Annotated in this window: 26 protein-coding genes; 11 read left to right on the top strand and 15 right to left on the bottom strand. The window is 61.5% G+C overall.

Going from position 1 to position 23,574, the window contains the following annotated elements:
• Positions 1 to 70 precede the first annotated feature (70 nt).
• The 4 genes from AC19YY_RS07345 to AC19YY_RS07330 are packed head-to-tail and all read left to right on the top strand — an operon-like array spanning position 71 to position 3,214.
• Positions 71 to 1,468 (top strand): COG3014 family protein, encoded by a 1,398-nt coding sequence (locus tag AC19YY_RS07345; protein WP_170057552.1) that lies wholly within the window; start codon positions 71 to 73, stop codon positions 1,466 to 1,468.
• A 10-nt stretch (positions 1,469 to 1,478) separates the two neighbouring features.
• Complete coding sequence (locus AC19YY_RS07340; protein ID WP_169955038.1) at positions 1,479 to 1,847, top strand: YcfL family putative periplasmic lipoprotein; 369 nt, start codon at positions 1,479 to 1,481, stop codon at positions 1,845 to 1,847.
• Between the two features lie 35 nt (positions 1,848 to 1,882).
• Positions 1,883 to 2,470, top strand: a complete 588-nt coding sequence (gene lpoB / locus AC19YY_RS07335) for a penicillin-binding protein activator LpoB (RefSeq protein WP_169955039.1) — start codon at positions 1,883 to 1,885, stop codon at positions 2,468 to 2,470.
• 3 nt (positions 2,471 to 2,473) lie between these two features.
• Positions 2,474 to 3,214, top strand: coding sequence for a penicillin-binding protein activator LpoB (locus tag AC19YY_RS07330; RefSeq protein WP_500604011.1), 741 nt, complete (start codon positions 2,474 to 2,476; stop codon positions 3,212 to 3,214).
• A gap of 122 nt (positions 3,215 to 3,336) precedes the next feature.
• On the opposite strand, the gene AC19YY_RS07325 is transcribed toward AC19YY_RS07330, so the two are convergent.
• The 3 genes from AC19YY_RS07325 to AC19YY_RS07315 form a co-directional block, all read right to left on the bottom strand.
• On the bottom strand, positions 3,337 to 3,969 hold the full coding sequence (locus AC19YY_RS07325; RefSeq protein WP_432754771.1) for a LysE family transporter: 633 nt from the start codon (positions 3,967 to 3,969) through the stop codon (positions 3,337 to 3,339).
• A gap of 70 nt (positions 3,970 to 4,039) precedes the next feature.
• Positions 4,040 to 4,609: a mechanosensitive ion channel family protein gene (locus AC19YY_RS07320; RefSeq protein ID WP_057440468.1), complete on the bottom strand. Its 570-nt coding sequence runs from the start codon at positions 4,607 to 4,609 to the stop codon at positions 4,040 to 4,042.
• Positions 4,609 to 6,519, bottom strand: coding sequence for an ATP-binding cassette domain-containing protein (locus tag AC19YY_RS07315; protein WP_029289609.1), 1,911 nt, complete (start codon positions 6,517 to 6,519; stop codon positions 4,609 to 4,611). Before AC19YY_RS07315 ends, AC19YY_RS07320 begins: the two co-directional genes overlap by 1 nt.
• A gap of 50 nt (positions 6,520 to 6,569) precedes the next feature.
• Here AC19YY_RS07315 and AC19YY_RS07310 point away from each other — a divergent pair, with 50 nt between their 5' ends.
• Positions 6,570 to 7,034, top strand: coding sequence for a TIGR02444 family protein (locus tag AC19YY_RS07310; RefSeq protein ID WP_432754773.1), 465 nt, complete (start codon positions 6,570 to 6,572; stop codon positions 7,032 to 7,034).
• Here AC19YY_RS07310 and AC19YY_RS07305 read toward each other — a convergent pair.
• Positions 7,031 to 8,161: an AlgP family protein gene (locus AC19YY_RS07305; protein ID WP_500604010.1), complete on the bottom strand. Its 1,131-nt coding sequence runs from the start codon at positions 8,159 to 8,161 to the stop codon at positions 7,031 to 7,033. The genes AC19YY_RS07310 and AC19YY_RS07305 overlap by 4 nt on opposite strands.
• A 192-nt stretch (positions 8,162 to 8,353) precedes the next feature.
• Between AC19YY_RS07305 and AC19YY_RS07300 the strand changes: the two genes are divergently transcribed.
• Positions 8,354 to 9,019, top strand: a complete 666-nt coding sequence (locus AC19YY_RS07300; protein WP_170042087.1) for an FKBP-type peptidyl-prolyl cis-trans isomerase — start codon at positions 8,354 to 8,356, stop codon at positions 9,017 to 9,019.
• 55 nt (positions 9,020 to 9,074) lie between these two features.
• Here the strand turns inward: AC19YY_RS07300 and AC19YY_RS07295 are convergent, their stop codons facing one another.
• The 7 genes from AC19YY_RS07295 to AC19YY_RS07265 all read right to left on the bottom strand — a co-directional run bounded on the left by AC19YY_RS07295 (position 9,075) and on the right by AC19YY_RS07265 (position 15,464).
• Positions 9,075 to 9,533: an Rsd/AlgQ family anti-sigma factor gene (locus tag AC19YY_RS07295; protein WP_070994033.1), complete on the bottom strand. Its 459-nt coding sequence runs from the start codon at positions 9,531 to 9,533 to the stop codon at positions 9,075 to 9,077.
• Between the two features lie 204 nt (positions 9,534 to 9,737).
• A complete protein-coding gene (locus AC19YY_RS07290) occupies positions 9,738 to 10,259 on the bottom strand; it encodes a disulfide bond formation protein B (RefSeq protein ID WP_169955374.1) in 522 nt (173 codons plus the stop codon).
• Positions 10,260 to 10,495: 236 nt separating this feature from the next.
• Positions 10,496 to 11,737: a heme biosynthesis protein HemY gene (locus tag AC19YY_RS07285; RefSeq protein WP_170042086.1), complete on the bottom strand. Its 1,242-nt coding sequence runs from the start codon at positions 11,735 to 11,737 to the stop codon at positions 10,496 to 10,498.
• Positions 11,738 to 11,742: 5 nt separating this feature from the next.
• Positions 11,743 to 12,855 carry a uroporphyrinogen-III C-methyltransferase gene (locus AC19YY_RS07280; protein WP_169955376.1) on the bottom strand — a complete coding sequence of 371 codons (1,113 nt, stop codon included), beginning with the start codon at positions 12,853 to 12,855 and terminating at the stop codon, positions 11,743 to 11,745.
• Between the two features lie 19 nt (positions 12,856 to 12,874).
• Positions 12,875 to 13,642, bottom strand: a complete 768-nt coding sequence (locus AC19YY_RS07275) for a uroporphyrinogen-III synthase (RefSeq protein WP_500604009.1) — start codon at positions 13,640 to 13,642, stop codon at positions 12,875 to 12,877.
• Complete coding sequence (gene hemC / locus AC19YY_RS07270) at positions 13,639 to 14,580, bottom strand: hydroxymethylbilane synthase (protein WP_432754777.1); 942 nt, start codon at positions 14,578 to 14,580, stop codon at positions 13,639 to 13,641. Before hemC ends, AC19YY_RS07275 begins: the two co-directional genes overlap by 4 nt.
• A 137-nt stretch (positions 14,581 to 14,717) precedes the next feature.
• On the bottom strand, positions 14,718 to 15,464 hold the full coding sequence (locus AC19YY_RS07265; RefSeq protein WP_169955379.1) for a LytR/AlgR family response regulator transcription factor: 747 nt from the start codon (positions 15,462 to 15,464) through the stop codon (positions 14,718 to 14,720).
• Between the two features lie 552 nt (positions 15,465 to 16,016).
• On the opposite strand from AC19YY_RS07265, the gene argH reads away from it, so the two are divergent.
• A complete protein-coding gene (gene argH, locus AC19YY_RS07260) occupies positions 16,017 to 17,411 on the top strand; it encodes an argininosuccinate lyase (protein ID WP_500604008.1) in 1,395 nt (464 codons plus the stop codon).
• A 167-nt stretch (positions 17,412 to 17,578) separates the two neighbouring features.
• Here the strand turns inward: argH and AC19YY_RS07255 are convergent, their stop codons facing one another.
• Positions 17,579 to 18,241, bottom strand: coding sequence for a glutathione S-transferase family protein (locus AC19YY_RS07255; RefSeq protein ID WP_500604007.1), 663 nt, complete (start codon positions 18,239 to 18,241; stop codon positions 17,579 to 17,581).
• 126 nt (positions 18,242 to 18,367) lie between these two features.
• Here AC19YY_RS07255 and AC19YY_RS07250 point away from each other — a divergent pair, with 126 nt between their 5' ends.
• The 3 genes from AC19YY_RS07250 (at position 18,368) to AC19YY_RS07240 (ending at position 22,065) form a co-directional block, all read left to right on the top strand.
• Complete coding sequence (locus AC19YY_RS07250) at positions 18,368 to 18,652, top strand: hypothetical protein (protein WP_057440482.1); 285 nt, start codon at positions 18,368 to 18,370, stop codon at positions 18,650 to 18,652.
• Positions 18,653 to 18,801: 149 nt separating this feature from the next.
• A complete protein-coding gene (locus tag AC19YY_RS07245; RefSeq protein WP_169955381.1) occupies positions 18,802 to 19,056 on the top strand; it encodes a TIGR02647 family protein in 255 nt (84 codons plus the stop codon).
• A gap of 168 nt (positions 19,057 to 19,224) precedes the next feature.
• Positions 19,225 to 22,065 carry a class I adenylate cyclase gene (locus AC19YY_RS07240; protein WP_500604006.1) on the top strand — a complete coding sequence of 947 codons (2,841 nt, stop codon included), beginning with the start codon at positions 19,225 to 19,227 and terminating at the stop codon, positions 22,063 to 22,065.
• Here the strand turns inward: AC19YY_RS07240 and rnk are convergent.
• From rnk to cyaY, 3 genes are all read right to left on the bottom strand, one after another.
• On the bottom strand, positions 22,062 to 22,472 hold the full coding sequence (rnk, locus tag AC19YY_RS07235) for a nucleoside diphosphate kinase regulator (protein ID WP_169955383.1): 411 nt from the start codon (positions 22,470 to 22,472) through the stop codon (positions 22,062 to 22,064). The genes AC19YY_RS07240 and rnk overlap by 4 nt on opposite strands.
• Positions 22,473 to 22,615: 143 nt before the next feature.
• Complete coding sequence (locus tag AC19YY_RS07230; RefSeq protein ID WP_169955384.1) at positions 22,616 to 22,834, bottom strand: DUF1289 domain-containing protein; 219 nt, start codon at positions 22,832 to 22,834, stop codon at positions 22,616 to 22,618.
• Positions 22,835 to 22,836: 2 nt separating this feature from the next.
• A complete protein-coding gene (cyaY, locus tag AC19YY_RS07225) occupies positions 22,837 to 23,169 on the bottom strand; it encodes an iron donor protein CyaY (protein ID WP_038444425.1) in 333 nt (110 codons plus the stop codon).
• A gap of 239 nt (positions 23,170 to 23,408) precedes the next feature.
• Here cyaY and lptM point away from each other — a divergent pair, with 239 nt between their 5' ends.
• Positions 23,409 to 23,570, top strand: coding sequence for an LPS translocon maturation chaperone LptM (gene lptM / locus AC19YY_RS07220; protein ID WP_038444426.1), 162 nt, complete (start codon positions 23,409 to 23,411; stop codon positions 23,568 to 23,570).
• The last annotated feature ends 4 nt before the right edge of the window (positions 23,571 to 23,574 follow it).

Below are 23,574 nucleotides of genomic sequence, written 5' to 3'. Positions count from 1 at the left end.
GCTTCCTGCGATTGGTTTTTCGACCCGACCAGCCCCTTCGGCCGATTACGCTCAGGGAAGCAGCACCTCAATGGCATCTCGCGCTTTTACCTCCCTTGCCCTCGCGGCAGTCACGCTGCTGTCGGGCTGTTCGATGTTCCGCAGTTACGACACTGAACTGCAAGCCACCAATCAGCAGTTGGCCAGCGGCAACGTGGATGCCGCGCTGACCCTGCTGGAAAAGAACAACAGCAGCGAAGACAAAGACCTTCTCTACTACTTCGAAAAAGGCGAGTTGCTGCGCGCCAAGGGCGACCTGGCCGGCAGCCAGGCGGCCTGGCACCGCGCAGACGTGGTGGTGTACAAGTGGGAGGAGTCGGTCAAGTTCGACACCGAGCGCTATCTGGCGCAGTTCGGCAGTTTCCTGGTCAATGACAAGGTGCGGCGCTACGAAGGGTATGACTATGAAAAGGTCATGCTCACCACCCAAATGGCGCTGAACCTGCTGGCCGTCAACGACTTCGACGGCGCCCGCACCGAAATCAAGAAAACCCACGAACGCGAAGCGGTGATCGCCGAGCTGCGGGACAGGGAATACCTCAAGCGCGAAAACGAAGCCGAGCGCCAGGGCGTAGCCACCCAATTCAAGGACTTGCGTGGCTACCCGGTGGAAAGCCTCGACGCGCCGGACGTGGTGGGCCTGAAGAACAGCTACCAGAGCGCGTTCAGCCATTACCTGGCCGGTTTCGTCTACGAAGCCCTGGGTGAAAAAGACCTGGCCGCGCCGGGCTATCGCAAGGCCGCCGAACTGCGCCCCAACACACCGCTGCTGGAACAGGCGCTGCTCGATCTGGACGCCTCTGCCGTAGCAGCTGACGAAAGCGACGTTCTGATCGTGGTCCAGAGCGGCCTGGCGCCGGCCCGCGACTCGATCCGCCTGCCGTTGCCGATTCCTATTGACGGGCATTGGGTGATCACACCGCTGTCGTTCCCGGTGATCAAGCCAGACACTTCGACGGCCACCTTTGCGCAGATCGGCGTCGACGGCCGGCAGCAGAACCTCACGGCCCTCAACAGCACGACCGCGATGTCACGCCGCGCCCTGCGCGACGACATGCCGGGGATCATCCTGCGCACGACCGTGCGTGCCATCAGCCGTGGCGTGACGCAAAAAAACCTCAACCAGACCAACCCAATGGCCGGCCTGGTGCTGGGCATCGCCTCCGCCGTCACCGAGGGCGCCGACACCCGCACCTGGCGCACCCTGCCGGACGTCACCCAGGTCACGCGCCTGCGCCTCAAGCGTGGCGAGCACCAGGTGAGCCTGCCCAATGCCCTGGGCGGCAGCCTGGTGACGGTCAAGGCCGAACAACGCCACCAGGTGATCACCTTGCGGGTGGTCGGCAACCAGGTCTTCGCCAGCAGCCTGGCGGCCCATGTGGTCGCGAGCAACCCGGCCCAGGCCGTCGCCAGCCTCAAACAACCTTAAGGAGCACGCTATGCGTCATTTCATCCTCGGCGCCCTGGCGCTGATCTTCCTCGCCGGCTGCGCCACCCCGCCGCCGGCACCTGGCAGCGCCGCGAGCAAAGTCGTGGTGATGGGCAAGTTCAAGGGCATCGCCGTCGGCGCCATTCGGGTGGCCCGCGAAAACGGCTTCCTGACAGCCAAAGTGCAACTGAGCAACATCACCAGCAGCAATCAGATGATGTACTACCGCTTCGCCTGGCTGGGCGCCGATGGCTTCCCGGTGGGCGACGAAGAAACCTGGAAAGTGCTGAACCTCTACGCCAACCAGGCCACCTTCCTGCCGGCCATCGCCAACCTGCCCCAGGCCGCCGACTTCCGCCTTGAAGTCAAGACGCCTTGAGCCTGGCCCCTATTCAGTTTTCGAGAGACCTTCCCATGTTTGCACGCTTTTCGTTCCTCGCCGTGATCGCCGTCCTGGCCAGCGGCTGCGCCAACACCTCGCCGGTCATCGGCGGCAAAAACATCAGCTATGGCGACACCAAGGCCGTGGAACTGGTGACCAACGAGTTCGGCTCCACCGACCTGCAGATGATCGCTGAAAGCATGACCCGCTCCCTGGCGCAGTCCGGCATCCTCCAGGGCCGCCCGGTGGTGCAGGTGTATGACGTGAAGAACAAGACCAGCGAGTACATCGATACCCGCGAGATCACCACCTCGATCAAGACCCAGTTGATGAAGACCGGCACCGCCCGCTTCGCCAGCGACAACACCGATATGCAAAGCCAGGTCGACCAGCTCAAGCTGCAAAACCAGAGCGGCCTGTACAAGAAGTCCACGGTCAGCAAGACCGGCAACATGGTCGCCGCCAAGTACCGCCTGGAAGGTTCCATCAGTTCCATCGTCAAGCGCAGCGCCGACTACAAGGACGTGTTCTACAAGTTCAGCCTGCAACTGGTCGACGTCGAAAGCGGCCTGGCGGAATGGATGGACGAAAAAGAAATCCGCAAGACCACGGAGCGCTGAGCCATGGGCCCATGGATCGGCATCATCGCTCTGCTGTGCAGCTTTGGCGCCTGGGCGGCGCCGAAAATCGCGGTCACGGACCTGGCCTACGAGGCGCGGGTGGAGCAATACATCCACGCCGTCGCGGCCAGCAATAACTTCCAGGCCAGCCCGTATAACGCCAGCGGCGCGTCCAGCTACACCGAGTTCGAGAGCCGCAACAGCTACATCGAACAGAGCGAGCTGCGCAAATTCAGCGGCGATATCAAGGGCGAGATTCTCAAGTCGCGCCAGTTCCAACTGGTCCAGGGCACGCCCTACACCAGCGAGGCCAAAGGCGATGTGTACGACGTGATCAAGCGGATCAAGGCCGGCCACTTCAAGGGCGCCGACTATGTGTTGTTTGGCTCCTTGTCGGATATCGACTTCACCCAGGACATCAACGCCCTGGATCGCACCAACAGCTATTCAGCGGTACTGGGGCTGGCGGTCGTGGCGGACTTCAGCCTGATCAACACCCGTACCTACGAGATCACCTCGGCATTTACCGCCATGGGTGAAGGCCAGGACACCAAGTTGGTGAGCAGTCGCGACGTGCGCGTGAGCCTGAGCCGGCCACGGGTGGTGAAGGAAGTGTCGAAAACCCTGGGTGAAGATGTGGCGCGCCAGCTACAAGAGCAGTTGGGCGGCGGGTATCAAGAGCCCGGCCAGCCTGCGTTGCGCAATAACCTGCCAAGGGATGAGGCGCCGAAGATCCTGCACTGAACCCAAAACCAATGTAGGAGCCGGCTTGCCGGCGATAGCGATGGGTCAGTGCAATATATGCTGGCTGATACACCGCTATCGCCGGCAAACCAGCTCCTACAGTTTTGATTGGGTTTATTCAGTCAGGCCGTTGCGCGATGCAGGCTGGCGAGGAAACCCGCCGCGCCCACGAACAGCCCGGCAAACGTACGGTTCACGCGTTTTTGCTGCTTGGGTGTGCGCAACAGGCGCAGTACCTTCGACGCCAGCCCGGTGTAGCCGGCCATCACGACCATATCCACGCCGATCATGGTCGCGCCGAGGATCAGGTACTGGATCAGCAGCGGTGCCTGCGGGTTCACAAACTGCGGCAGCACCGCCAGCATGAAGACCAGGGCCTTGGGGTTGCTGGCATTGACCAAGAAACCACGGAACATCATCGCCATCGGCTTGCCGATCGGGCGTACGGCCGCGTCATCGCTCATGTCCATGGGCAAGGCGCGCCATTGCTTGACGGCCAGGTACACCAGGTACGCCACGCCAAACCACTTGATCGCATAGAACGCGGTAGAAGACGCCGCAAGAATGGCGCCCAGGCCGCCCGCCACCACGGCAATCTGCATCGCCAGGCCCAATTGCAGGCCGATGGCGTTCCAGTAACCGCGCAGGAAACCGTATTGCAGGCCGCTGGACATGGAGGCGATGGCGCCCGCGCCGGGGGAGAGACTGATGATCCAGCTGGCCAGGAAAAAGGCCAGCCATGTGTCGAGCGCCATTACACACCTCGTAGCAAATTCGTTGTGAGCACTAAGCTAACTCCGAGGGCCGAGGGCTGGCTAGAGAATTTTAAGGCAAGGGGCTGATATCACTACCGCGCCAGCGGCGTACCGAACGCTGGAAGAACAGGCTGTTGGGCACTTGCACCACCGCGCTGTCGGTGCCCGCCTCGGCCACTTCGATCAGCGTGGTGTAAAGCAGGTTGATCGCGATCACCCGGCCTTTGACGCCAGGCTTGTCGACGGTGTCCACCAGCTCGACCACATCGCCCAGGCGAAACGGCCCGACGGTAAAAATCAGGATCGCGCAGAGCAGGTTGGACAGCACCGACCACATGGCAAAGAACGCCACCGCCGCCACGGCCACAAAACCCGACAGCGCAGTCCACAGCACGGTGGCCGACACGCCCAGGCGTTCGAGGACGAAGATCAGTGCACTGCCCATGATCAGCCAGCGCAGGCCACCACGCAGGGGCATCAGCAGTTGTGGCGGGAACGGGTAGCGCTCGCCCAGGCGCGTCAGGCCCTTGGCGACGAAGCGCTGGGCCAGGTAGCCGGCCAGCAGGATCAGCAGGATTTGCACGCCGACCCACACCGGTTCGATCCATTGCGCTGGCAGCGGCAGTTGCAAGGCTTCCATCAGGACAGCGCCTCCAGCTCCGCTTGCAGGCCTTCGAGCAATTCGAGGGCTTCCATCCAGGTTTCCTCCAATTGCCCTTCACGCACCTTGAGCTTGGCCTGTTCGGCCAGCAAGTCACGCAGTTCATCCTTGCGGGCCGCTTCGTACACCGCGCTGTCGCCGAGGCTGGCTTCGATCTTGGCCAGGCGCTCGTGGACCTTGCCCAACTCGGCTTCGAGCTTGTCGGCTTCGCGTTTGTGCGGCGCCAACTGCTGGCGCAGGGCAGCGGCGGCCTGGCGTTGGGCTTTCTTGTCGGTCTTGTCCGGGTTGACCGGGGTGTTGCTGACCGGCGCATTACGCAGACGGTAGTCGGTCAACCAGCGGGCGTAGTCGTCCAGGTCGCCGTCGAACTCTTCCACCTTGCCATCGGCCACCAGCAGGAAATTGTCGGTGGTGCTCTTGAGTAAGTGGCGGTCGTGAGACACCACCAGTACCGCCCCGCTGAACTCCTGCAAGGCCATGGTCAGCGCCAGGCGCATTTCCAGGTCCAGGTGGTTGGTCGGTTCGTCGAGCAGCAGCAGGTTTGGCCGGTCCCAGGCGATCAGGGCCAGGGCCAGGCGGGCTTTTTCGCCGCCGGAGAAATTCAGCACCGGCTCATCGATGCGTGCGCCACGGAAGTCGAAGCCACCGAGGAAGTCACGCAGGGTCTGTTCGCGCTCCGTTGGCGCCAGGCGCTGCAAGTGCAACAGCGGGCTGGCCTTGGAGTCGAGGGAGTCCAGTTGATGCTGGGCGAAGTAGCCCACCACCAGGTTCTCGCCACGGGTCAGGCGCCCGGCCAGGGGTTGCAGCTCGCCTGACAGGTTCTTGATCAGCGTCGATTTGCCCGCGCCGTTGGGGCCGAGCAAACCGATGCGCGCACCCGGGGTGAGCTGCAGCTTGACCTTCTCCAGGATGGTTTTGTCGCCATAACCCAGGCGTGCATCCGAGAGATCGAGCAAGGGGCTGGAGATTTTCACCGACTCGCGAAACACAAAGTCGAACGGCGAATCGACGTGGGCCGCCGACAGTTCTTCCATGCGCTCCAGGGCCTTGATCCGGCTCTGGGCCTGGCGGGCCTTGGTGGCCTGGGCCTTGAACCGGGCGATGTAGCTTTCCATGTGCGCACGCTGCGCCTGCTGCTTCTCGAAAGCCTGTTGCTGCTGGGCCAGGCGTTCGGCACGGGCCCGCTCGAACGCGGTGTAGCCGCCGCGATAGAGGGTGATTTTCTTTTGCTCGACATGGGCGATGTTATCGACCACGGCGTCGAGGAAATCCCGGTCGTGGGAAATCAGCAACAAGGTGCCGGGGTAGCTCTTGAGGAAATCCTCCAGCCACAGGATCGCATCGAGATCCAAGTGGTTGGTCGGCTCATCGAGCAGCAACAGGTCCGAGGGGCACATCAGCGCCTGGGCCAGGTTCAGGCGCATGCGCCAGCCACCGGAAAAGTCGGCGACCGGGCGATCCATCTGTTCGTTGGTGAACCCAAGGCCAGCGAGCATTTTGCGCGCGCGGGCGTCCGCGGTGTAGCCGTCGGCGCTGTCGAGTTCCGAGTGCAGGCGGGCCTGGGCGGCACCGTCCTGGGCTTTCTCAGCCTCGGCCAGGTCGTGTTGCACCTGGCGCAGGCGCAGGTCGCCATCGAGCACGTAGTCGATCGCGATGCGGTCCAGGGTGTCGATCTCCTGGCGCATATGGGCGATACGCCAGTCGGCCGGCAGCAGGCAATCCCCGGAATCCGGGGTCAGCTCACCGAGCAACAGGGCAAACAACGTGGATTTGCCGGCGCCATTGGCACCGATCAGGCCGGCTTTGTGACCGGCGTGCAGGGTCAGCTCGGCGTCTTCAAGAAGACGTTGCGGGCCACGCTGTAATGTTAGGCTTTGAAGTCGGATCATAATGGCGGCGGAGTCTACCAGCTTCGTTGACCGCTGGCTTGGGTGTGAACATGTGCGCTGACCTGTGGAGCTTTGCCCTCTCGACCTACGCCCGTGCGGGCGCTGAAGATGCCTGCCTGCGCTTGCAGGAACAAGGGGCGAATGTGTGTCTGTTGTTGTGCGGGCTGTGGCTGGAACAGCGTGGCGTCGCACCCGAACCTGCGCGTGTGCTGGCACTACGGGAAATTGCCGACCCCTGGCAGGCAGATGTCGTACAGCCCTTGCGCAAGGTGCGCACGCAATGGCGCGCTATGGCGCAGCAGGATGTGGAACTGGGAGCTTTGCGCGAGCGGGTCAAGGCCCTGGAGCTGGAAGCCGAACGGCAGTTGCTGTTACGCCTGGAGGCGCTGGCGAAGGGTTGGCCAACAGGGGAACGAGCCACGGATCAAACATGGCTTGAAGGACTGGCGACCGAAGCCGCCAACCTCGACCACGACGCGCTGCATCAGCTGCGCGCCGCGGCCACCGGCACTTAGGAAGCGCTGGTTGGGGTGGTGACGGGTGCTGCCGGGGCAGGCGTGTTGCTGGCCGGTGCGGTGGTAGCGGCTGGAGCGGCAGGGGTAGCAGGCTTGGCGGCTGCTGGAGCTGGTTTGGCGGCTGGCTTTGCAGCAGCTGGCTTGGCAGCAGCAGGTTTAGCCGCTGATTTTGCAGCAGCAGGTTTGGCAGCTGGTTTTGCGGCAGCAGGTTTGGCAGTTGGCTTGGCGGCTGGTTTTGCGGCAGCAGTTTTAGTAGCTGGCTTAGCGGCCGGCTTTGCAGCAGCAGTTTTGGCAGCTGGCTTGGCGGCTGGTTTCGCAGCAGCAGTTTTGGCAGTTGGTTTAGCGGCAGGCTTTGCAGCAGCAGTTTTGGCAACTGGCTTAGCGGCTGGTTTCGCAGCAGCAGTTTTGGCAACTGGCTTAGCGGCTGGTTTCGCAGCAGCAGGTTTGGCAGCTGGCTTGGCGGCTGGTTTCGCAGCAGCGGTTTTGGCAGCTGGCTTGGCGGCTGGTTTCGCAGCAGCAGTTTTGGCAGCTGGTTTAGCGGCTGGTTTCGCAGCAGCGGTTTTGGCAGCTGGCTTGGCGGCTGGTTTCGCAGCAGCGGTTTTGGCAGCTGGTTTAGCGGCTGGTTTCGCAGCAGCGGTTTTGGCAACTGGTTTCGCAGGCGCTTTTTTAGCAGCAGGCTTGGCCGCAACTTTGGCCGGCGCCTTGGCCGCAACGGCCTTGGCCGGTGTACGAGTGCTCAGCACTTTGGCCACCGCTTCTTTCACACGACCAACACCCTGCGCCAATTTCAGGCTCTCTTGGGCATCGCGCTTGAGTTGAAGGATGTAGGTGCGGGTTTCGGATTGACGATCCTTGAGGGCATCGAGCAAGTCCTCAAGTTCTTTCACGGCGCCCTTGGCTTTGGTTTGCGCCTTGGCTTTGCCGGCGGTTGCGGCGTCTTGCAGTTTGGTACGGGATTTATGCAGTTTTTCTTGCGCCTTGCCGCGTTGCTTTTCCAGCTTGGCGAGCAATTTTTCTGCATCAGCCAAGGCTTGGGAGCAAGCACTTTCCAAATGTTCGAGCAGGCTGCCCGAGAGTTGTTGGAGCAAGTGCAACGGGGTATTAACAGGCTTCTGTTTGGCCGACATGGTTTACCTCCTGGCTGACGTGGGTGCGGCTCATACTAGCCCTCTGCTCTTACCGCCGCTAGGGCATGTTGACAGTATCGAATGCGTTGCGTTGCACCGCACAAAAATTCTTATCGATATAACGAAAAACCACTCCATTCTTTACCCCCTCACACTGGCATAATCCACCGCACTTTCGGCTGGAGAATACCCATGTCGCGTTACCTTTTTTTCATCCTGGGTTTGTCGATTTCAGTGGCCAATGCAACTGAACCGGCGGCGTCCAAAGACAGCCACGACCTGGCCTACAGCCTGGGCGCCAGCCTGGGTGAGCGCCTGCGCCAGGAAGTCCCCGACCTGCAGATCCAGGCCTTGCTCGACGGTCTCAAACAAGCCTATCAAGGCAAGCCCCTGGCACTGGATGAGGCACGCATCGCACAGATTCTCGCCCAGCACGAAGCGCAGGCCAGCCACGAGACCCAAGTGCCGCAAAGCGAAAAGGCTCTCGCCGCCGAACAACAATTCATGACAACGGAAAAAGCCCGGACCGGCGTGCGGGAATTGGCCGACGGTATCTTGCTCACGGAACTTACCCCCGGCAGCGGGAAAAAGCCGGGCGCCCATGATCGGGTTCAAGTGACGTATGTGGGGCGATTGCCCGATGGCACGATTTTCGACCAGAGTGCCCAGCCCCAATGGTTTCGCCTGGACAGTGTGATCAACGGCTGGCAAAGCGCGTTGCAGCAGATGCCGGTGGGCGCGAAGTGGCGCCTGGTGATTCCATCGGCACAAGCCTATGGCGCAGACGGCGCAGGTGAGTTGATAGCACCTTACACGCCACTGGTTTTCGAGATTGAGTTGCTCGCAACCGGAGCCTGACCCCAACGAAAAACGGTGCGCCATGCGCACCGTTTTCTTGTCTCGCCGCGAAGGCTCAAGCCTGGGTTGCAGGCTCTTCCTTGTGGGCGTTGTGCAGCACTTCGATCAGGCAGTCTTCCAGCTCGAAACGCTCATGGAGCAAGCCGCCCAGCTCTTTGAATTTTGCGGCAACGCACTCACCCTTGTCGCAGAGGTCGTTAAAAGCCAGGAGCTTTTCGGTGATGACGTCGATGCGCGGGTAAATGGTCTTGGCCAAGTCCAGGCCACGCTGGTCGTCAAAGGCCTCGGCCTCCTTGGTCAGTTGCTCATACACCCCGAAGTGCCCTGCCGAGACGTAGTCCACCAAGACACCACAGAACTCCTGCAGAGGCTTGCGGTTCTCAGCCAGAGCCTCGGGTTTCTCACCAAGAGCATCAAAGGCCCGAACCAATTCGTGACGTGCTTTCAACCAGCTGTCGATCAGCTTATGCACACCACCCCAGCGTTCCTGAGCATTCTGACAACTTTCCAACATGATGATCTCTTCCCTTATGGGCGGTGCCGCTTTTGCCCGCGCAATACGTCGAGGATAAGCGGCAAGCGGACAACGCCGCATCGAACAAACTGTTTCAATAACGCGTGCGGGCCAGATTATGCCCGCGTGACTATGGCTTCAAGGTACGCAGACCAGAAAGTTCATACAAGTGTTTAATCCCATCCTACGAGCCAACACACCCAATCAGTGCTTCACGAACCGCAAACCCGGGCCGGGCAACAAACGCGAAAACTGCGTTGCCCCCAGGATGAGCATGGCCACGAAGAACAGCAGGCTCCACTCCGGGATGCTCAAGTCGAACAGCGTCCAGTTGATTTCCACACAATCGACGGTGCCCTTGAATGCCAGTTGCAAGGCTTGCCCCAGCGACAGGTTTTCGATCATGTATTCCAGGCTTGGCCAGCAGTTGGGCATCTGGTCAGGCGGGATGTTCTGCAACAGCACCTGGCGCACCGCTGTCACTGCGCCGAGCAGCGCACAACCCATGCTCGCCGCCCAGTACAGGTAAATGCCCACGCGCCTGGGGCCATGGAGCGTTGCTATCAGGGTAATCAGGGTGAACACCGCCAGCAGGCTGCGCTGGATCAGGCACAGGAAACAAGGTCGCAGCAGAGCCCCGTATTCCAGATAAAAAGACGCGCCCAACGTCAGCACACCGGCCATGAACGCCAGGAAGAACAAGGAGCGTGAGGGGGCCAAAGACATTGTTTATCCGCAACGCAAGAGATAGGTAGTTACGGTAGAGGAAAGACCTTACCCCTTTCAATACGCGCTGGAGCAGACGCTTCCGCGAGATAGCAGGGATATCCCGTCAGAGGGCAGGCGACTTTACGTGGCCCGGTGTGGGAAACCACCTCAAGCCCCTGAAATCGAGAAAACCCAGGGATTTTGAAGGGCTGGTTACCAGATGCTTCCGAGCCAACCCTTCAAAACATCCTACGTTAAACCCGTGCAGGCACCGGTAGCGGCGAAGCCAGCAGGCGACTATCCAACAACCCCAGGCCTTCCTGGAACAGTTGATTACTGCGCTCGGTGTCACCCAACTGCGCCAGCAATCGCGCCAATTCGGCGCAGGCCTCGGGGTTGCGCTGCACTTGCAGGCTGCTTTCCAGATAGTCCCGCGCCTTGCCCCAAAGACTGTTTTGCAGGCAGAGCCGGCCCAGCGTCAGCAACAGGCTGGCGTCCCCCGGATGGTCCTTGAGCCAACCTTCGGCGAATTTCAGCTGGCGTGCCGGGTCGCTACCGCGCAGCAGGCCATACAACCTGATCAAGTGACTGTCGTAACCACGCTTGAGCGCAACACGCAACGCCTCTTCGGCCTTGGCATCGGCGCCCAATTGGCGCAATTGCTCGGCATAGGCCAACACTAACTGGGGCTCCTGGCGCTGGGCCGAGGTCAATTGTTGCCAGGCCCGTTCAAGGGACTGCAGACCCGCCTCGCCTTGTTCTTCACGCTGTACCGCCAGGCTCAGGTTTTCACCCCAGGCCCGGCGCTCCAGATCCGCCAGCTCGGGGGCGGGCAGCACTTTGTCCTTGCGCAGTTCCGGTAACAGCCGGATCACCGAGGACCAGTCACCGCGCTGCTGGTGCAAGCGCTGGAGCTGGCGCAAGACCTGGGCGTTGTGCGGATGGCGCTCATGCATGGCCTGCAGCGTCACGAGGGCCGCATCCGTGTCGCCACGGTCCATCTGCAACTGCGCGTGGCTCAAGGCGATGGCGAGCTCGGCCTGGGGCTGACGTTCCAGGGCGCGCTCCAGCAGGCTGTCGGACTCTTCATAACGGCCCTGCTCGTTGGCCGCCCGAGCTGCGCCAAGGTAATACAGCAATGGTTGGCGTTCGGCTTCCGCCGCGCGGTGCAGGTGCCGCTCGGCACTGGCCCAGCGGCCTTCCGCCAGGTCCATCTGCCCTTGTTCAATAGCGACTTGCACCCGTCGACTGCGATTACGCCGCGACCACGGGTTGACCACGCCACCGGAAGTCGTCACCAGGCCCAGCAGTACCCGCAGCAGATAGATCGCCAGGCCGACGACAAACACCGCCACCAGGGTCGACCACAGGCCGGACTCATAATGCAGCACATGGGGGTAGCTGATCAGCACATAGCCGGTGTGTTTCGAGATGCCCACAGCCAGCGCCAGGGCGAGAGCTATCGCCAGCACCAGGATCACATAGAAACGCTTCATCGGCTTTACTCCTGGGTCGCCGGCTTACCGGCTGAAGCCTTGGCTTCATCGGCAGACAGGTGGCGGCGTTCAAGGTAAGCCTGCACCGCAGACAAACTCGCGGCGAGGTCCGGGGTCACCACCGAGACGGCCTTGGGCTCAAGCTCGGTGATACGCGCCAGCATGGCCTGGCTTTGCGGATTGTCCTGGTTGAAGTTGCCCTGCAACACGCTGCGCGCCTCGCCCAGCGCTCGGGCGTATACCGCCGGCTCGCCATTGAGTGCGGCCCATTGCGCCTGCTCCAGCGCCAGGCTCAGGGCCAGGCGCACCTGGTTCAGGCCTTGGCCTGCCAGCAACGGGCGGATGTTATCGTCGGGATTGAAGTCGATACGGAAGTAGCGGGAAATCTGCTCCCACCATTGGCTCCAGCGATTGTCAGTGTCGGTAGTCGCAAGGCCTTGCGGGCTTTCTTGCAGCTGATATTCCGGGGACACGGCCGCCAGTTGCACCACCTGGTCCCGCAGCGCCGCCAGTTGCAGGTACAGCCCGGTACGATCCGGCTGCTCGACACTGCGCAACGCCGCCAGGCTCTTGGCCAATTGCTCGCGGGCGGCGTACGAACCCGGATCGCTCTGCTCGCGCAGGATCTCATCGGCGCCCTGCACCAGCGCCTGGGCACTGTTGATGTCCTGCAACGCTGACAAACGCAGGCTGGCCAGGCGCAGCAGATGCTCGGCCTCGGCCAGGCGCCAGTCCTTGCGGCTGGCACCCAGCACGGTTTCCAGACGCTGGTTCAGGCGCTGCTGGTCGCCCTGTAATTGCGCGACCAACCGGCGGCGTTCCTCCAGCTCATCAGCACCGGGCAATTGTGCCAGACGTGCGGCCAACTGCTGTTGCGCCTGCGCGATGCCCTGGGATTGTTCATCCAGGGTGCGCACCTGCCCCAACTGTTGCTGGCTGCTCGCTTGCAAGGCCCGGACCTGCCAGAGCCCCCAGCCGCCAGCCGCAACACCGGCGGCACCAAGCAGCAGAGCGAGGATCGCCAGGCCATTGCCACGGCGAGGCGCAGTGATCGGGGTCTCAACAGGCGCATCGAGCGCGGGCTGAGCTTCATCTTTAGGCAAGGCTGTTTCGCTCACGTGTCCATCCTTTGCGTTATTAGAGAGTGGGAACGGGCTGGCTCCGTAACGCCACTAGCAAAGCCGCGGCACTGGCACCACGGCAATCCACAACTTTTTCCGCGCCCGCCGCCCGCGCCATTTCGGCGACTCGTGGGCTGGGCACGAACAACGGCAACTGGGCCACGCGTGGCCAATGGGCACCGGCGAGGCCTTGCAGATGCAAAAAACCCTGCCCACTGCTGACCACCAGGCCGTTCAAGCGTTCCACTGCAATGCGTTGGGCGAGCACATCCGGGTCGTAGGCCGGCAGAAACCGACGATACAACTCCAGATAATCGACACTAGCACCTTGGCCGCGCAAACGCTCAGCCAGCAGCTCTCGCCCACCCTGCCCGCGCAGGATCAATACCCGCGCATGGTCAACAGCGACAGCCTCGCGCAACCTGGGCAATGCAAGCAAGGCCTCACTGTCATCCCCAAGCTCGGGGTAGCTCACGTTAAGGCCATGCTCAGCCAGGACCTGGGCCGTTGCCGCACCAACGCTGAACCACGGCAAGGCCGGCACTGCTGGCGCGTATCGATCAAGCAAGTGCAACGCCCGGCGTGCGGCCGGCTTGCTCACGACGATCACCGCACAATAGCGATCCAGGCCCTGAAAAACCGCCCGGTGTTCAGCAGTGATGGGCAAGGGTTGGGTTTCCAGCAACGGCAGGCTGCTGCTGAAGATACCGGCTTCGGACAACGAGGCCGCCAAGGCTGCCGAATCCTCGGCAGGCCGCGTCAGCAGCACACGCCAGTCGGTCACTGCGGACCGGCCTCGCCATAGACTTTTTGCAGAATGGCGCCGGCGCCTTTTGCCAGGAGTTCTTCGGCTACCTGCACGCCCAGGCTCGCGGCTTCGGCTTGTGGCCCGCGGATTTGCGCGGTGAGCAGCAAACCACCGTCAGGGTCGCCCACCAGGCCGCGCAGCCACAGGTTCTCACCCTCAAGTACCGCGTAGCAGGCAATCGGTACCTGGCAGCCACCATTGAGGTGTTTGTTCAGGGCGCGTTCGGCGGTGACACGAACCTCAGTGTCGTGGTGATCCAGAGGCTTGAGCAGCGTCTGGATTTCCCAGTCTGCGGTGCGGCATTCGATACCGACTGCTCCCTGGCCACCGGCCGGCAGGCTGTCCTCGACACTGATGGCCGAGGTGATGCGGTCTTCAAAGCCCAGGCGAATCAGGCCAGCCGCCGCCAGGATGATCGCGTCGTACTCGCCGGCATCCAGCTTGGCCAGGCGGGTATTGACGTTGCCCCGCAGGAAGCGGATCTGCAGGTCCGGGCGACGGGTCAGCAACTGGGCCTGGCGACGCAGGCTGGAGGTGCCGACGATACTGCCCTGCGGCAATTCATCGAGGGAGGCGTAGGTGTTGGACACGAAGGCATCGCGCGGGTCTTCACGCTCGCAGATGCAATACAGGCCCAGGCCTTCGGGAAAGTCCATCGGCACGTCTTTCATCGAGTGCACGGCGATGTCGGCTTCGTTCTCCAGCAGAGCGGTTTCCAGCTCCTTGACGAACAGGCCCTTGCCACCGATTTTCGACAGCGGCGAGTCGAGCAGCTTGTCGCCGCGACTGACCATGGGCACCAGGGTCACCGTGAGGCCAGGATGGGCTTGCTCAAGGCGGGCTTTGACGTATTCGGCCTGCCACAAGGCCAGGGCGCTTTTACGGGTGGCGATGCGGATTTCGCGAGAGGACATGGATCAATCCGTACTGAATAGATACGGCAGATAATAACAGCTCAGGCAGAACCGCCTTGATTTGAATCAGCAAGTGCGGGGCCTCCCTGGCCGCAGCGCACCGCAATTGGGGCATGCAGGTCGCTACAGCCTTCGGGCTAAAGCTGCTGCATCATCTTGCGCACGCCTGCGACGTGGCGCCGGCTGACGATCAATGCGTCGCCGTTGAGCCCTTTGAGGAACAGCTGGAAATGGCCCAGGGGCGTGCGCTGCAGACGCTCGATGCGTTCGCGGGCCACCAGCGCGTTGCGGTGGATACGCACGAAACGCTCGCCAAATTCGTCTTCCAGGGCCTTGAGCGGCTCATCGAGCAGCACTTCACCGTGCTCGTGACGCAAGGTCACGTACTTGTGATCGGCAATGAAATAAATCACCTGGTCCACGGGAATCAGCTCGATGCCCTTGCGAGTCCTGGCACTGATATGGCTGCGGGGGCCGTTGCCACTTTGCGCCGCGGGCTGGGTCAGGGCGGCAAGTTGCACGCGATTGGGCCGCTCGGCTTTCTTCAAGGCCTTGAGCAGGGCATCGGCTGATACCGGCTTGGCCAGGAAGCTGACACCGCTGGCCTCCAGGGCCTCGGCAGAAAACTCCTCGTCGCTGGCGCATAACACCAGCGCCGGCGGCGACTCGCGCTCGCTCAAGCGGGCGGCGACCTGCAGGCCATCAAGGCCCGGCATGCGGATATCGAGGAGCACCACGTCCGGCTTCAGGCTGTCGATCAAGGTCAATGCCTCGTCGCCACTGGACGCGCTCGGTTCAAGGGCAGTGTATCCCTCGAGTTCACTGACCATACGGCTCAGTCGCTCGCGGGCTTGGGGTTCGTCATCAACGATCAGGACATTCATATTGCGCTGGATTCCTGCGTGAGTCTCGCACAAGGATAGCGTAGACAGGTGCGGTGACTTCCGTCACGGCGATCCACGCTAAGACTAGCGTGAGCGGCAAAAAGTGCCCCGAGAGCGACACCAATATTTACCCGGACCTGTTCAATACCGCCCAAAACCCGATACCGCAGGGCATCGTCATAGGGTTTGCTGATACTCAATATGAACACCCCCTCTACTTTAAGGTTAGCCTGGAGTTCGACCTCATCGCCTGGCATTGGTGCACTGCACCCCTGTCAGTGCAACTGTAGACGCTCACGAAGGCGACATTGCTCAATCGTCAAATATCGTCTCAATAAACACCCTTTGTTTACCTCAGGAACCGACCGGTTTAAACCCCCGCGTTCACTCCCGCCTCCAGTCTCATCCCGGACGCGGCCAACGGCAAGGCACTTTGCCACCCATCAAACAAATAAAAATGCCGACGCGGCGTATCAACGCCTCCACGGACAACCCTGTTATTATCGGCGGCACACTTTCATGCCCTCTTTTAAGCAGATCACGAGCGAATCCATGAGCACCGACAAGACCAACCAGTCCTGGGGCGGCCGCTTCAGTGAGCCCGTCGACGCCTTCGTCGCGCGCTTCACCGCCTCCGTCAATTTCGACCAGCGCCTCTATCGCCACGACATCATGGGCTCGATCGCCCACGCCACCATGCTGGCCAAGGTCGGCGTGCTGACCGATGCCGAGCGCGACAGCATCATCGATGGCCTGACCACCATCCGTGGCGAAATCGAGGCTGGCACCTTCGACTGGCGCGTGGACCTTGAAGACGTGCACATGAATATCGAGGCGCGTCTTACCGACCGCATCGGCGTGACTGGCAAGAAGCTGCACACCGGGCGCAGCCGCAACGACCAGGTGGCCACCGATATCCGCCTGTGGCTGCGCGATGAAATCGACCTGATCCTGGCCGAAATCACCCGCCTGCAAAAAGGTCTGCTGGAGCAGGCCGAGCGTGAATCGGACACCATCATGCCCGGCTTCACCCACCTGCAGACCGCACAACCCGTGACCTTTGGCCACCACCTGCTGGCCTGGTTCGAAATGCTCAGCCGCGACTACGAGCGCCTGGTCGACTGCCGCAAGCGCGCCAACCGCATGCCTCTGGGCAGCGCGGCCCTGGCCGGCACCACCTACCCGATCGACCGCGAGTACACCGCGCAACTGCTGGGTTTCGACGCCGTGGGCGGCAACTCCCTGGACGGCGTATCGGATCGCGACTTCGCCATCGAGTTCTGTGCAGCAGCCAGCATCGCGATGATGCACTTGTCGCGTTTCTCCGAAGAACTGGTGTTGTGGACCAGTGCACAGTTCCAGTTCATCGACCTGCCGGACCGCTTCTGCACCGGCAGTTCGATCATGCCGCAAAAGAAAAACCCCGACGTGCCGGAGCTGGTGCGCGGTAAAAGTGGCCGTGTATTCGGCGCACTGATGGGCCTGTTGACCCTGATGAAGGGCCAGCCCCTGGCCTACAACAAAGACAACCAGGAAGACAAGGAACCGCTGTTCGACGCCGCCGACACCCTGCGCGACTCGCTGCGCGCATTTGCCGACATGATCCCGGCGATCAAGCCCAAGCACGCGATCATGCGTGAAGCGGCGCTGCGCGGTTTCTCCACCGCCACTGACCTGGCGGACTACCTGGTGCGCCGTGGCCTGCCGTTCCGTGACTGCCATGAAATCGTCGGGCATGCCGTGAAGTACGGCGTGGACACCGGCAAGGACCTGGCGGAAATGAGCCTGCAAGAGCTACGTCAGTTCAGCGACCAGATCGAGCAGGATGTGTTCGCGGTGCTGACCCTGGAAGGCTCGGTCAATGCCCGCAACCATATCGGCGGCACGGCTCCGGCCCAGGTCAAGGCAGCAGTGGTGCGCGGCCAGGCCCTGCTCGCCAACCGCTAAAAGCATCGCAGGCAAGCCAGCTCCCACCTTTGACCAGAGCCTTCAATTTAACTCGGTCAAAATGTGGGAGCTGGCTTGGCGGCGATAGCATCACCTTAGTGTCACTGACACACCGAGGTGCCTGCATCGCGGGCAAGCCCAGCTCCCACACAAGCCCGCTCCCACATTTATGACTTCTTCGCCGCGACCATCGCCATGAAGGCTGGCATCGCCGCCTCCTTGTCCGCCGCCACTCGCCGGGCGTTGGGCAGGTCTTGCAACTTCTTCAGCAAGGCCTTGGCCTTCGGCAACTCAGCCAGCAGATCCAGGCCAAACAGCTTCCCACCGACCGCACACGCCAAGTCCACGCTGTACATAAAATACAGATCGGCAAGCGTAAAACTCTCCCCCGCCACATACGGTGCAAACTTGCCGTGCCGGCCCAGCGACGCAATCCCCAACAGCAACTCGGCCTTGGCCTTGTCCTTGATCGCCTGCGGTACCGTCATGCCAAAGAACGCCTCGCCATAACAAGCGCGGGCCGGCAGTTCGATGTACAACTCGATTTCCCGGCACAGCGCCAACACTTGGGCGCGCTGGAATGCATCGCCTGGCAGCAGGGCCGGGCCCGACTGGGTCTGTTCGAGGTATTCGAGAATCACGCTGGTTTCGTTGATAAAACCTCTCTCGACCTTCAGCACCGGCACCTTGCCGCGCGGGCTCACAGCCAGGGCTTCAGGGGTTTGCCCGGCATAAAAAGCCACTTCCTCGAAGGGCAGGCCTTTTTCCAGGAGCGCCAGCTTGACCATGTTGTAGTAGTTACTGACCGAAAATCCGTAGAGCTTGAGCATCACAAAGCCTCCAGGCCGTGCAGGGGGTTGGCTGGGTAGGTTATAGAACGTGATGCGCCGCCTGACCAGCAGCATCACCTGGCTGAATGGAGGTAGACTGGCGCCCTTTCCTGACAGGAGGCAGCCATGAGCGAGCCAACCGATATCGACAACGACGACGAAGAGTTCGCCGAATCCACACTGACCCAAGCGATCGAAAACCAGATCGAAAGCGACAACCCGCCCGCGGCCAAGGCCACGTTCAACAAGCTGACCCTGGTGGGTTACGAGCGCGAAGACATCCTGAACCTGATGGCCCATGTGCTGGCCGTGGAAATCGACGCGATGCTGGAAGAAGACCGGCCGTTCAACACCGACTGGTATGAAACCGCCCTGCGCGCACTGCCAGAGCTGCCGCCGGAAAACCAGTAGGCCCCTGGAACCGCCATCGCCGGCAAGCTGGCTCCTACAGGAGTGCGGCTTGCCTCCCCTGTGCCCATATCGCACTGGACAGTTCGCCCAAGTACGTTCACCTTAGGGGCTGCTAGCGTCTGACAATTCCTAGAACGTCTGGAGTCCTTATGTCGTATACCCCTGAGTTGGTTGCCGAACTGGAAATCCTTGCACTTTTTAACCTGGGCAATATCCAGGAAGGCCTGAAAGTCCATCAGACCGCCGCTCCCACTGCCATTGCTGCTGCCAAACGCCTGTTCGAGAAAAAACTGATCGACCAGCCAGATGGCGGCTACCTGACCAGCCTGGGCCGCGACGCGGCAGAACAAGCGCAAACATTGCTGACGATTCTGACTACCGCTACCACCAAAGAAGCCGCCTGATCCACCGTATCGCCCACGGGATCCTCTGTTCACGGATTCCGCGGGCATTCCCGTGTGCACGATAAAATTCTGACGTCAAAAACAAATTCCCCTTAAACCTCCTACGATTCTGTCTGTAAACTCCTACACGGCTGCCCACGCCGGGCCCTGCGAGCCGTTGAGTTCGACATGACCAGTACCCATGAAATCCGCCCTGACTTGGATGAAGGCATTGACCGCAAGGTACTGGCCCAACTGCGCTCGCGTTTCCTGACCCTCAATGCCGGCCGCATGGCCCGCGCCGTCGAAGGCCTGACGCCGCGCCAGCAAAGCGTGCTGGCGCTGCTGCCGCTGTTTTTCCACGTCAATCACCCGCTGCTGCCGGGCTATGTCTCGGGCAGTACGCCGGCCGGCTTGGCGAATTTTGAACCGGATGCCCAGGTCCTGGCCGAAGCCCAGCGCCTGACCCGCTCGTTTTCCTACAAGCCACGCCACGGCAACCCGCCCACCCCGATCCACGGCCTGTTCCTGATGGGCAGCCTCGGCACGTTGGCCCAGGCTGACCAGAGCGATATGGACGTGTGGGTGTGCCACGCCGCCGACCTGAGCGAGGCCGAGCTGGGCGAGCTGCGCAAAAAATGCCAACTGCTGGAAGCCTGGGCCCTGGGCATGGGCGCCGAAGCGCATTTTTTCCTGATCGAACCGAGCCGCTTTGCACAGGGCGGTCGCGATACCCAGCTCAGTTCGGATGACTGTGGCACCAGCCAGCACTATCTGTTGCTCGACGAGTTCTACCGCACCGCCATCTGGCTGGCCGGGCGTACGCCGATCTGGTGGCTGGTACCGGTCTACGAAGAAGCGCGCTACGCCGAATTTACCCACACGCTGATTTCCAAACGTTTTATCCGCGCCGACGAAACCCTCGACCTCGGGCACCTGGCCCATATTCCACCTGGGGAATTCATCGGCGCCGGCCTGTGGCAACTGTTCAAGGGCATCGAGTCACCCTATAAGTCGGTGCTCAAGCTGTTGCTGACCGAGGTGTATGCCAGCGAACACCCCAAGGTGCTGTGCCTGAGCCTGCGTTTCAAACGCGCAGTGTTCGCCAACCAGTTGGATCTGGATGAGCTGGACCCGTATATCGTGGTCTACCGCCGCATCGAGGAATACCTGCGCAGCCGCAACGAACCCGAACGCCTGGAACTGGTGCGGCGCAGCCTGTACCTGAAGGTCAACCGCAAGCTCACCACCGGCCAGCGCACCATCGGTTGGCAGCGCGCACTGCTGGAGCGCCTGGCCAATGAATGGGGCTGGGACCAGCGGCAACTGGCCCTGCTCGACAGCCGCAGCCAGTGGAAAGTGCGCCAGGTCGCGTCCGAGCGCCGGGCCCTGGTCAATGAGCTCAATTACAGTTATCGCTTCCTGACCCAGTTCGCCCGCACCGAACAGACCGTGAGCCTGATCAACAAGCGCGACCTCAATGTGCTGGGCCGGCGCCTGTACGCGGCCTTCGAACGCAAGGCCGGCAAGGTCGAGTTCATCAACCCAGGGATTGCTCCGGACCTGGCCGAAGACACCCTCACCCTGGTTCATTCGCCCAATCGCAAGGAGCCGGGTCAGTTTCACTGGGGCCTGTACAACGGCAGCCTGACCGCCCTGGAATGGGAGCACTTTGCGCCGATCAAACGCAGCCGCGACCTGCTGGAGATGCTCACCTGGTGCCATCGCAACGGCGTGATCGACAGCAGCACACGCCTGGCCCTGCACCCCGGCACCAGCGACTTGAGCGAATTCGAGCTGTTCAACCTGCTGGGCAGCCTGCAACAGACTGTCGCCCTGCCCCTGGCCACGGTCGATGAAGAACGCCTGCTGCGTACGGCGATACCCGAGGAGGTGCTGTTGCTGATCAACGTCGGCGTCGACCCCCTCAAGCATCACCGTGACTTGAATATCCTGATGACCACCGAGCGCACCGACTCCCTGAGTTACGCCGGCGTCAGGGAAAACCTGGTGCTGACCCTGGACCAGGTGACGCTCAACAGCTGGAACGAGGTGATGGTCAGCCGCTACGAGGGGCCCCACGCCCTGCTCGATTGCCTGCGCGATTACCTGAATCAGTTACCGCATGACCGATTGCCGCGGCTGCGGGTGCGTTGTTTCTGTCACAACCGTGCGCAGTTCATTGCCCAGCGGGTCGAAGAGATTTTCGATACCGCGCAAAACCTGATGCTCAGCCAGCTCAACCACCGCTATCTGATCCAGGTACAACAGCACTATCACGTCATGGAGCTGGCACCGGGGCAAGCCAATCACGTGTCATTGCCCAGCCAGCAGGCGCTGGTGGACTACCTCAGCGAGGAGCTGGCCAGCTACAGCCCGTTGCACCTGGATGCCATGGCCCTGGAAGACCACGACCTGGCAGCACTGCTGCCCATGGGCCAGGCCGATTGTGTGCAGGTGTTCTACCGCATCAACGACGGCTTCGCCGAGCTGTACGTACTCGACGAGTTCAACGCCCTCTGGCAACAGCGCCTGCCGTTTCATGATGAGCAGAGCTTGCTCGCGCCTTTGCAGCGCTTTCTGCAATCGATCATTTATCGACGGGACGCGCTGTCACCGCTGGACCCGCAGCAGCCACTGGGGGCGGTGCAGACGCTGTATTACCAACTGCTGCCATCGGCAGGCGGCCGTACCCGTCGGGTCGAGCCACGGCCTGCGCCGCAGACTCCGGCCAACAAACCGTTCTACGACGTGCAGGCGATTATCGGCAAGGGTGCGCCAGGCCAGGTGGGGATCACCCTGTACTGCAATCAGCGGGAGTTTTGCGAACTGGAGTTTGGCGACCAACTGTTTGCTGTGGTCGCCCAGGAGATCGTCGGGCAGCGCCGGGAAACCGAGCGCTATCGTTGCTACATCACCGATTTGGACCTATCCGGCCTACTCGGTGATGTTCAAAGCCCAAGCAATCTGTACCTGCGCTACAAAGCCGAGTTGGAGCAGGCGCTCAACCAGGCCTTGAATGAGGTTTAGAGCGCGAATGCGCCGCCGTCCTTCGGCTGGCCTTCGACACTCAGCAGCTCAAGCTTGAGGGTCTTGCCGCCCGGAGCAGGCCAATCGATATGCTGGCCGACTTGCAGGCCCAGCAACGCACTGCCCACCGGGGCCAGGATCGAGATCTTGCCTTCGTCGGCATTCGCGTCCTTGGGGTAGACCAGGGTCAGGTGATAGTCCTTGCCGCTGCTTTGCTCACGGCAATGCACGCTGGAGTTCATGGTCACGACACCGGCAGGCACTTCATCGTGGCCAACCACCTCTTCGGCGCGGTCAAGTTCGGCTTGCAGGGCGATGACGCCTGGCAGTTTGTCGTCCATACGGTCGATCAGTTGCTCAAGACGTTGCACATCGAGACGGGTGAGGATGATGGAAGGTGCAGTCATGATTGCGGCAGACTCCTTTTTTTCTGCACAAAAAAGCAAAACCCCGCCAATAAACGGCGGGGTTCTCACGGACCTCGATGAGTTGAGGTATACCCGGACACTACCACAGCACACCAAATAAACAAGATGGGCCGGCCTGAAGGTCAGGCGCCAGCCTTGCGTTGCTCGGCCTGGGCGACGATCACGCGGCGCCGCTGGTCGTCGGCGGAGCGCCATTCCCGGATGTCTTCCACATGCCGGAAGCAGCCAAGGCAGACTTTTTGCTCATCCAGCCGACACAAACTGATACAAGGTGACGGCACAGCCGGGCTGACATTGCTGAACAGCGGCTTGGGCGGGCGGACGGGCGCGGGCTGGGTCACGATCAGATCTCGTCGAAGTCCAGCTCGACGCCGGCTTGTTCCAGGGTGATGCGTGCAAGCATTTCGCTCAACAGCTCGTCACTGGTGTCGTTCGACCAGCGTTTTTCTTCTTCGTCGTAGTCGAAGTGAAACCCTCCGGAACGCGCGGCCAGCCACAGCTGGCGCAGCGGCTCCTGGCGGCTGAAGATCAATTGGCTGCCGTTCTCGAACTTGACGGTCAACACGCCTGCAGAATTTTCCAGATCCACGTCCAGGCCACTCTCGTCGAAAATATCCTCCAGCGCTTGCTGGGTCGCATCGACCAGGTCGTGAAAGCGGGCTTCGGTCAAACTCATGGTGGGAACCTCAAAAAGTGTCTACTCACGCTCAAGCGCCGCACGATACGGAGGCGCCATGATGATTGCAAAGGATACCGATTTCATTCCCACCAGCCGTGCGAATTATCCCGACGGGATGTAGGCCACATCACGACATACTCGGCAAAGCCCCGCCGGACGGGTGTCCCGGCGCATAGGCAAGCTGGCGGGTGGTCGGTATACTCGGGCGCAATTAATGCATATTCAAGGATTTAGCCATGAAGCGCCTGATCTCTTCCCTTGCTGCGCTCGTCGCGGTCGCTTGCCTCGTCAGTGCCTGTGGTCAAAAAGGCCCGCTGTACCTGCCCGATGACAGCAAAGACCCGAATGAACAGGCGCAAACGTCGCAATCCAAAGCGCACAAGCACGACACCTACTAAGGGA

The sequence above is a fragment of the Pseudomonas sp. MF09156 genome, assembly GCF_059862305.1.
The sequence above is the reverse complement of the archived record's forward strand: the minus strand, read 5'-3'. Positions and strand labels throughout refer to the sequence as shown.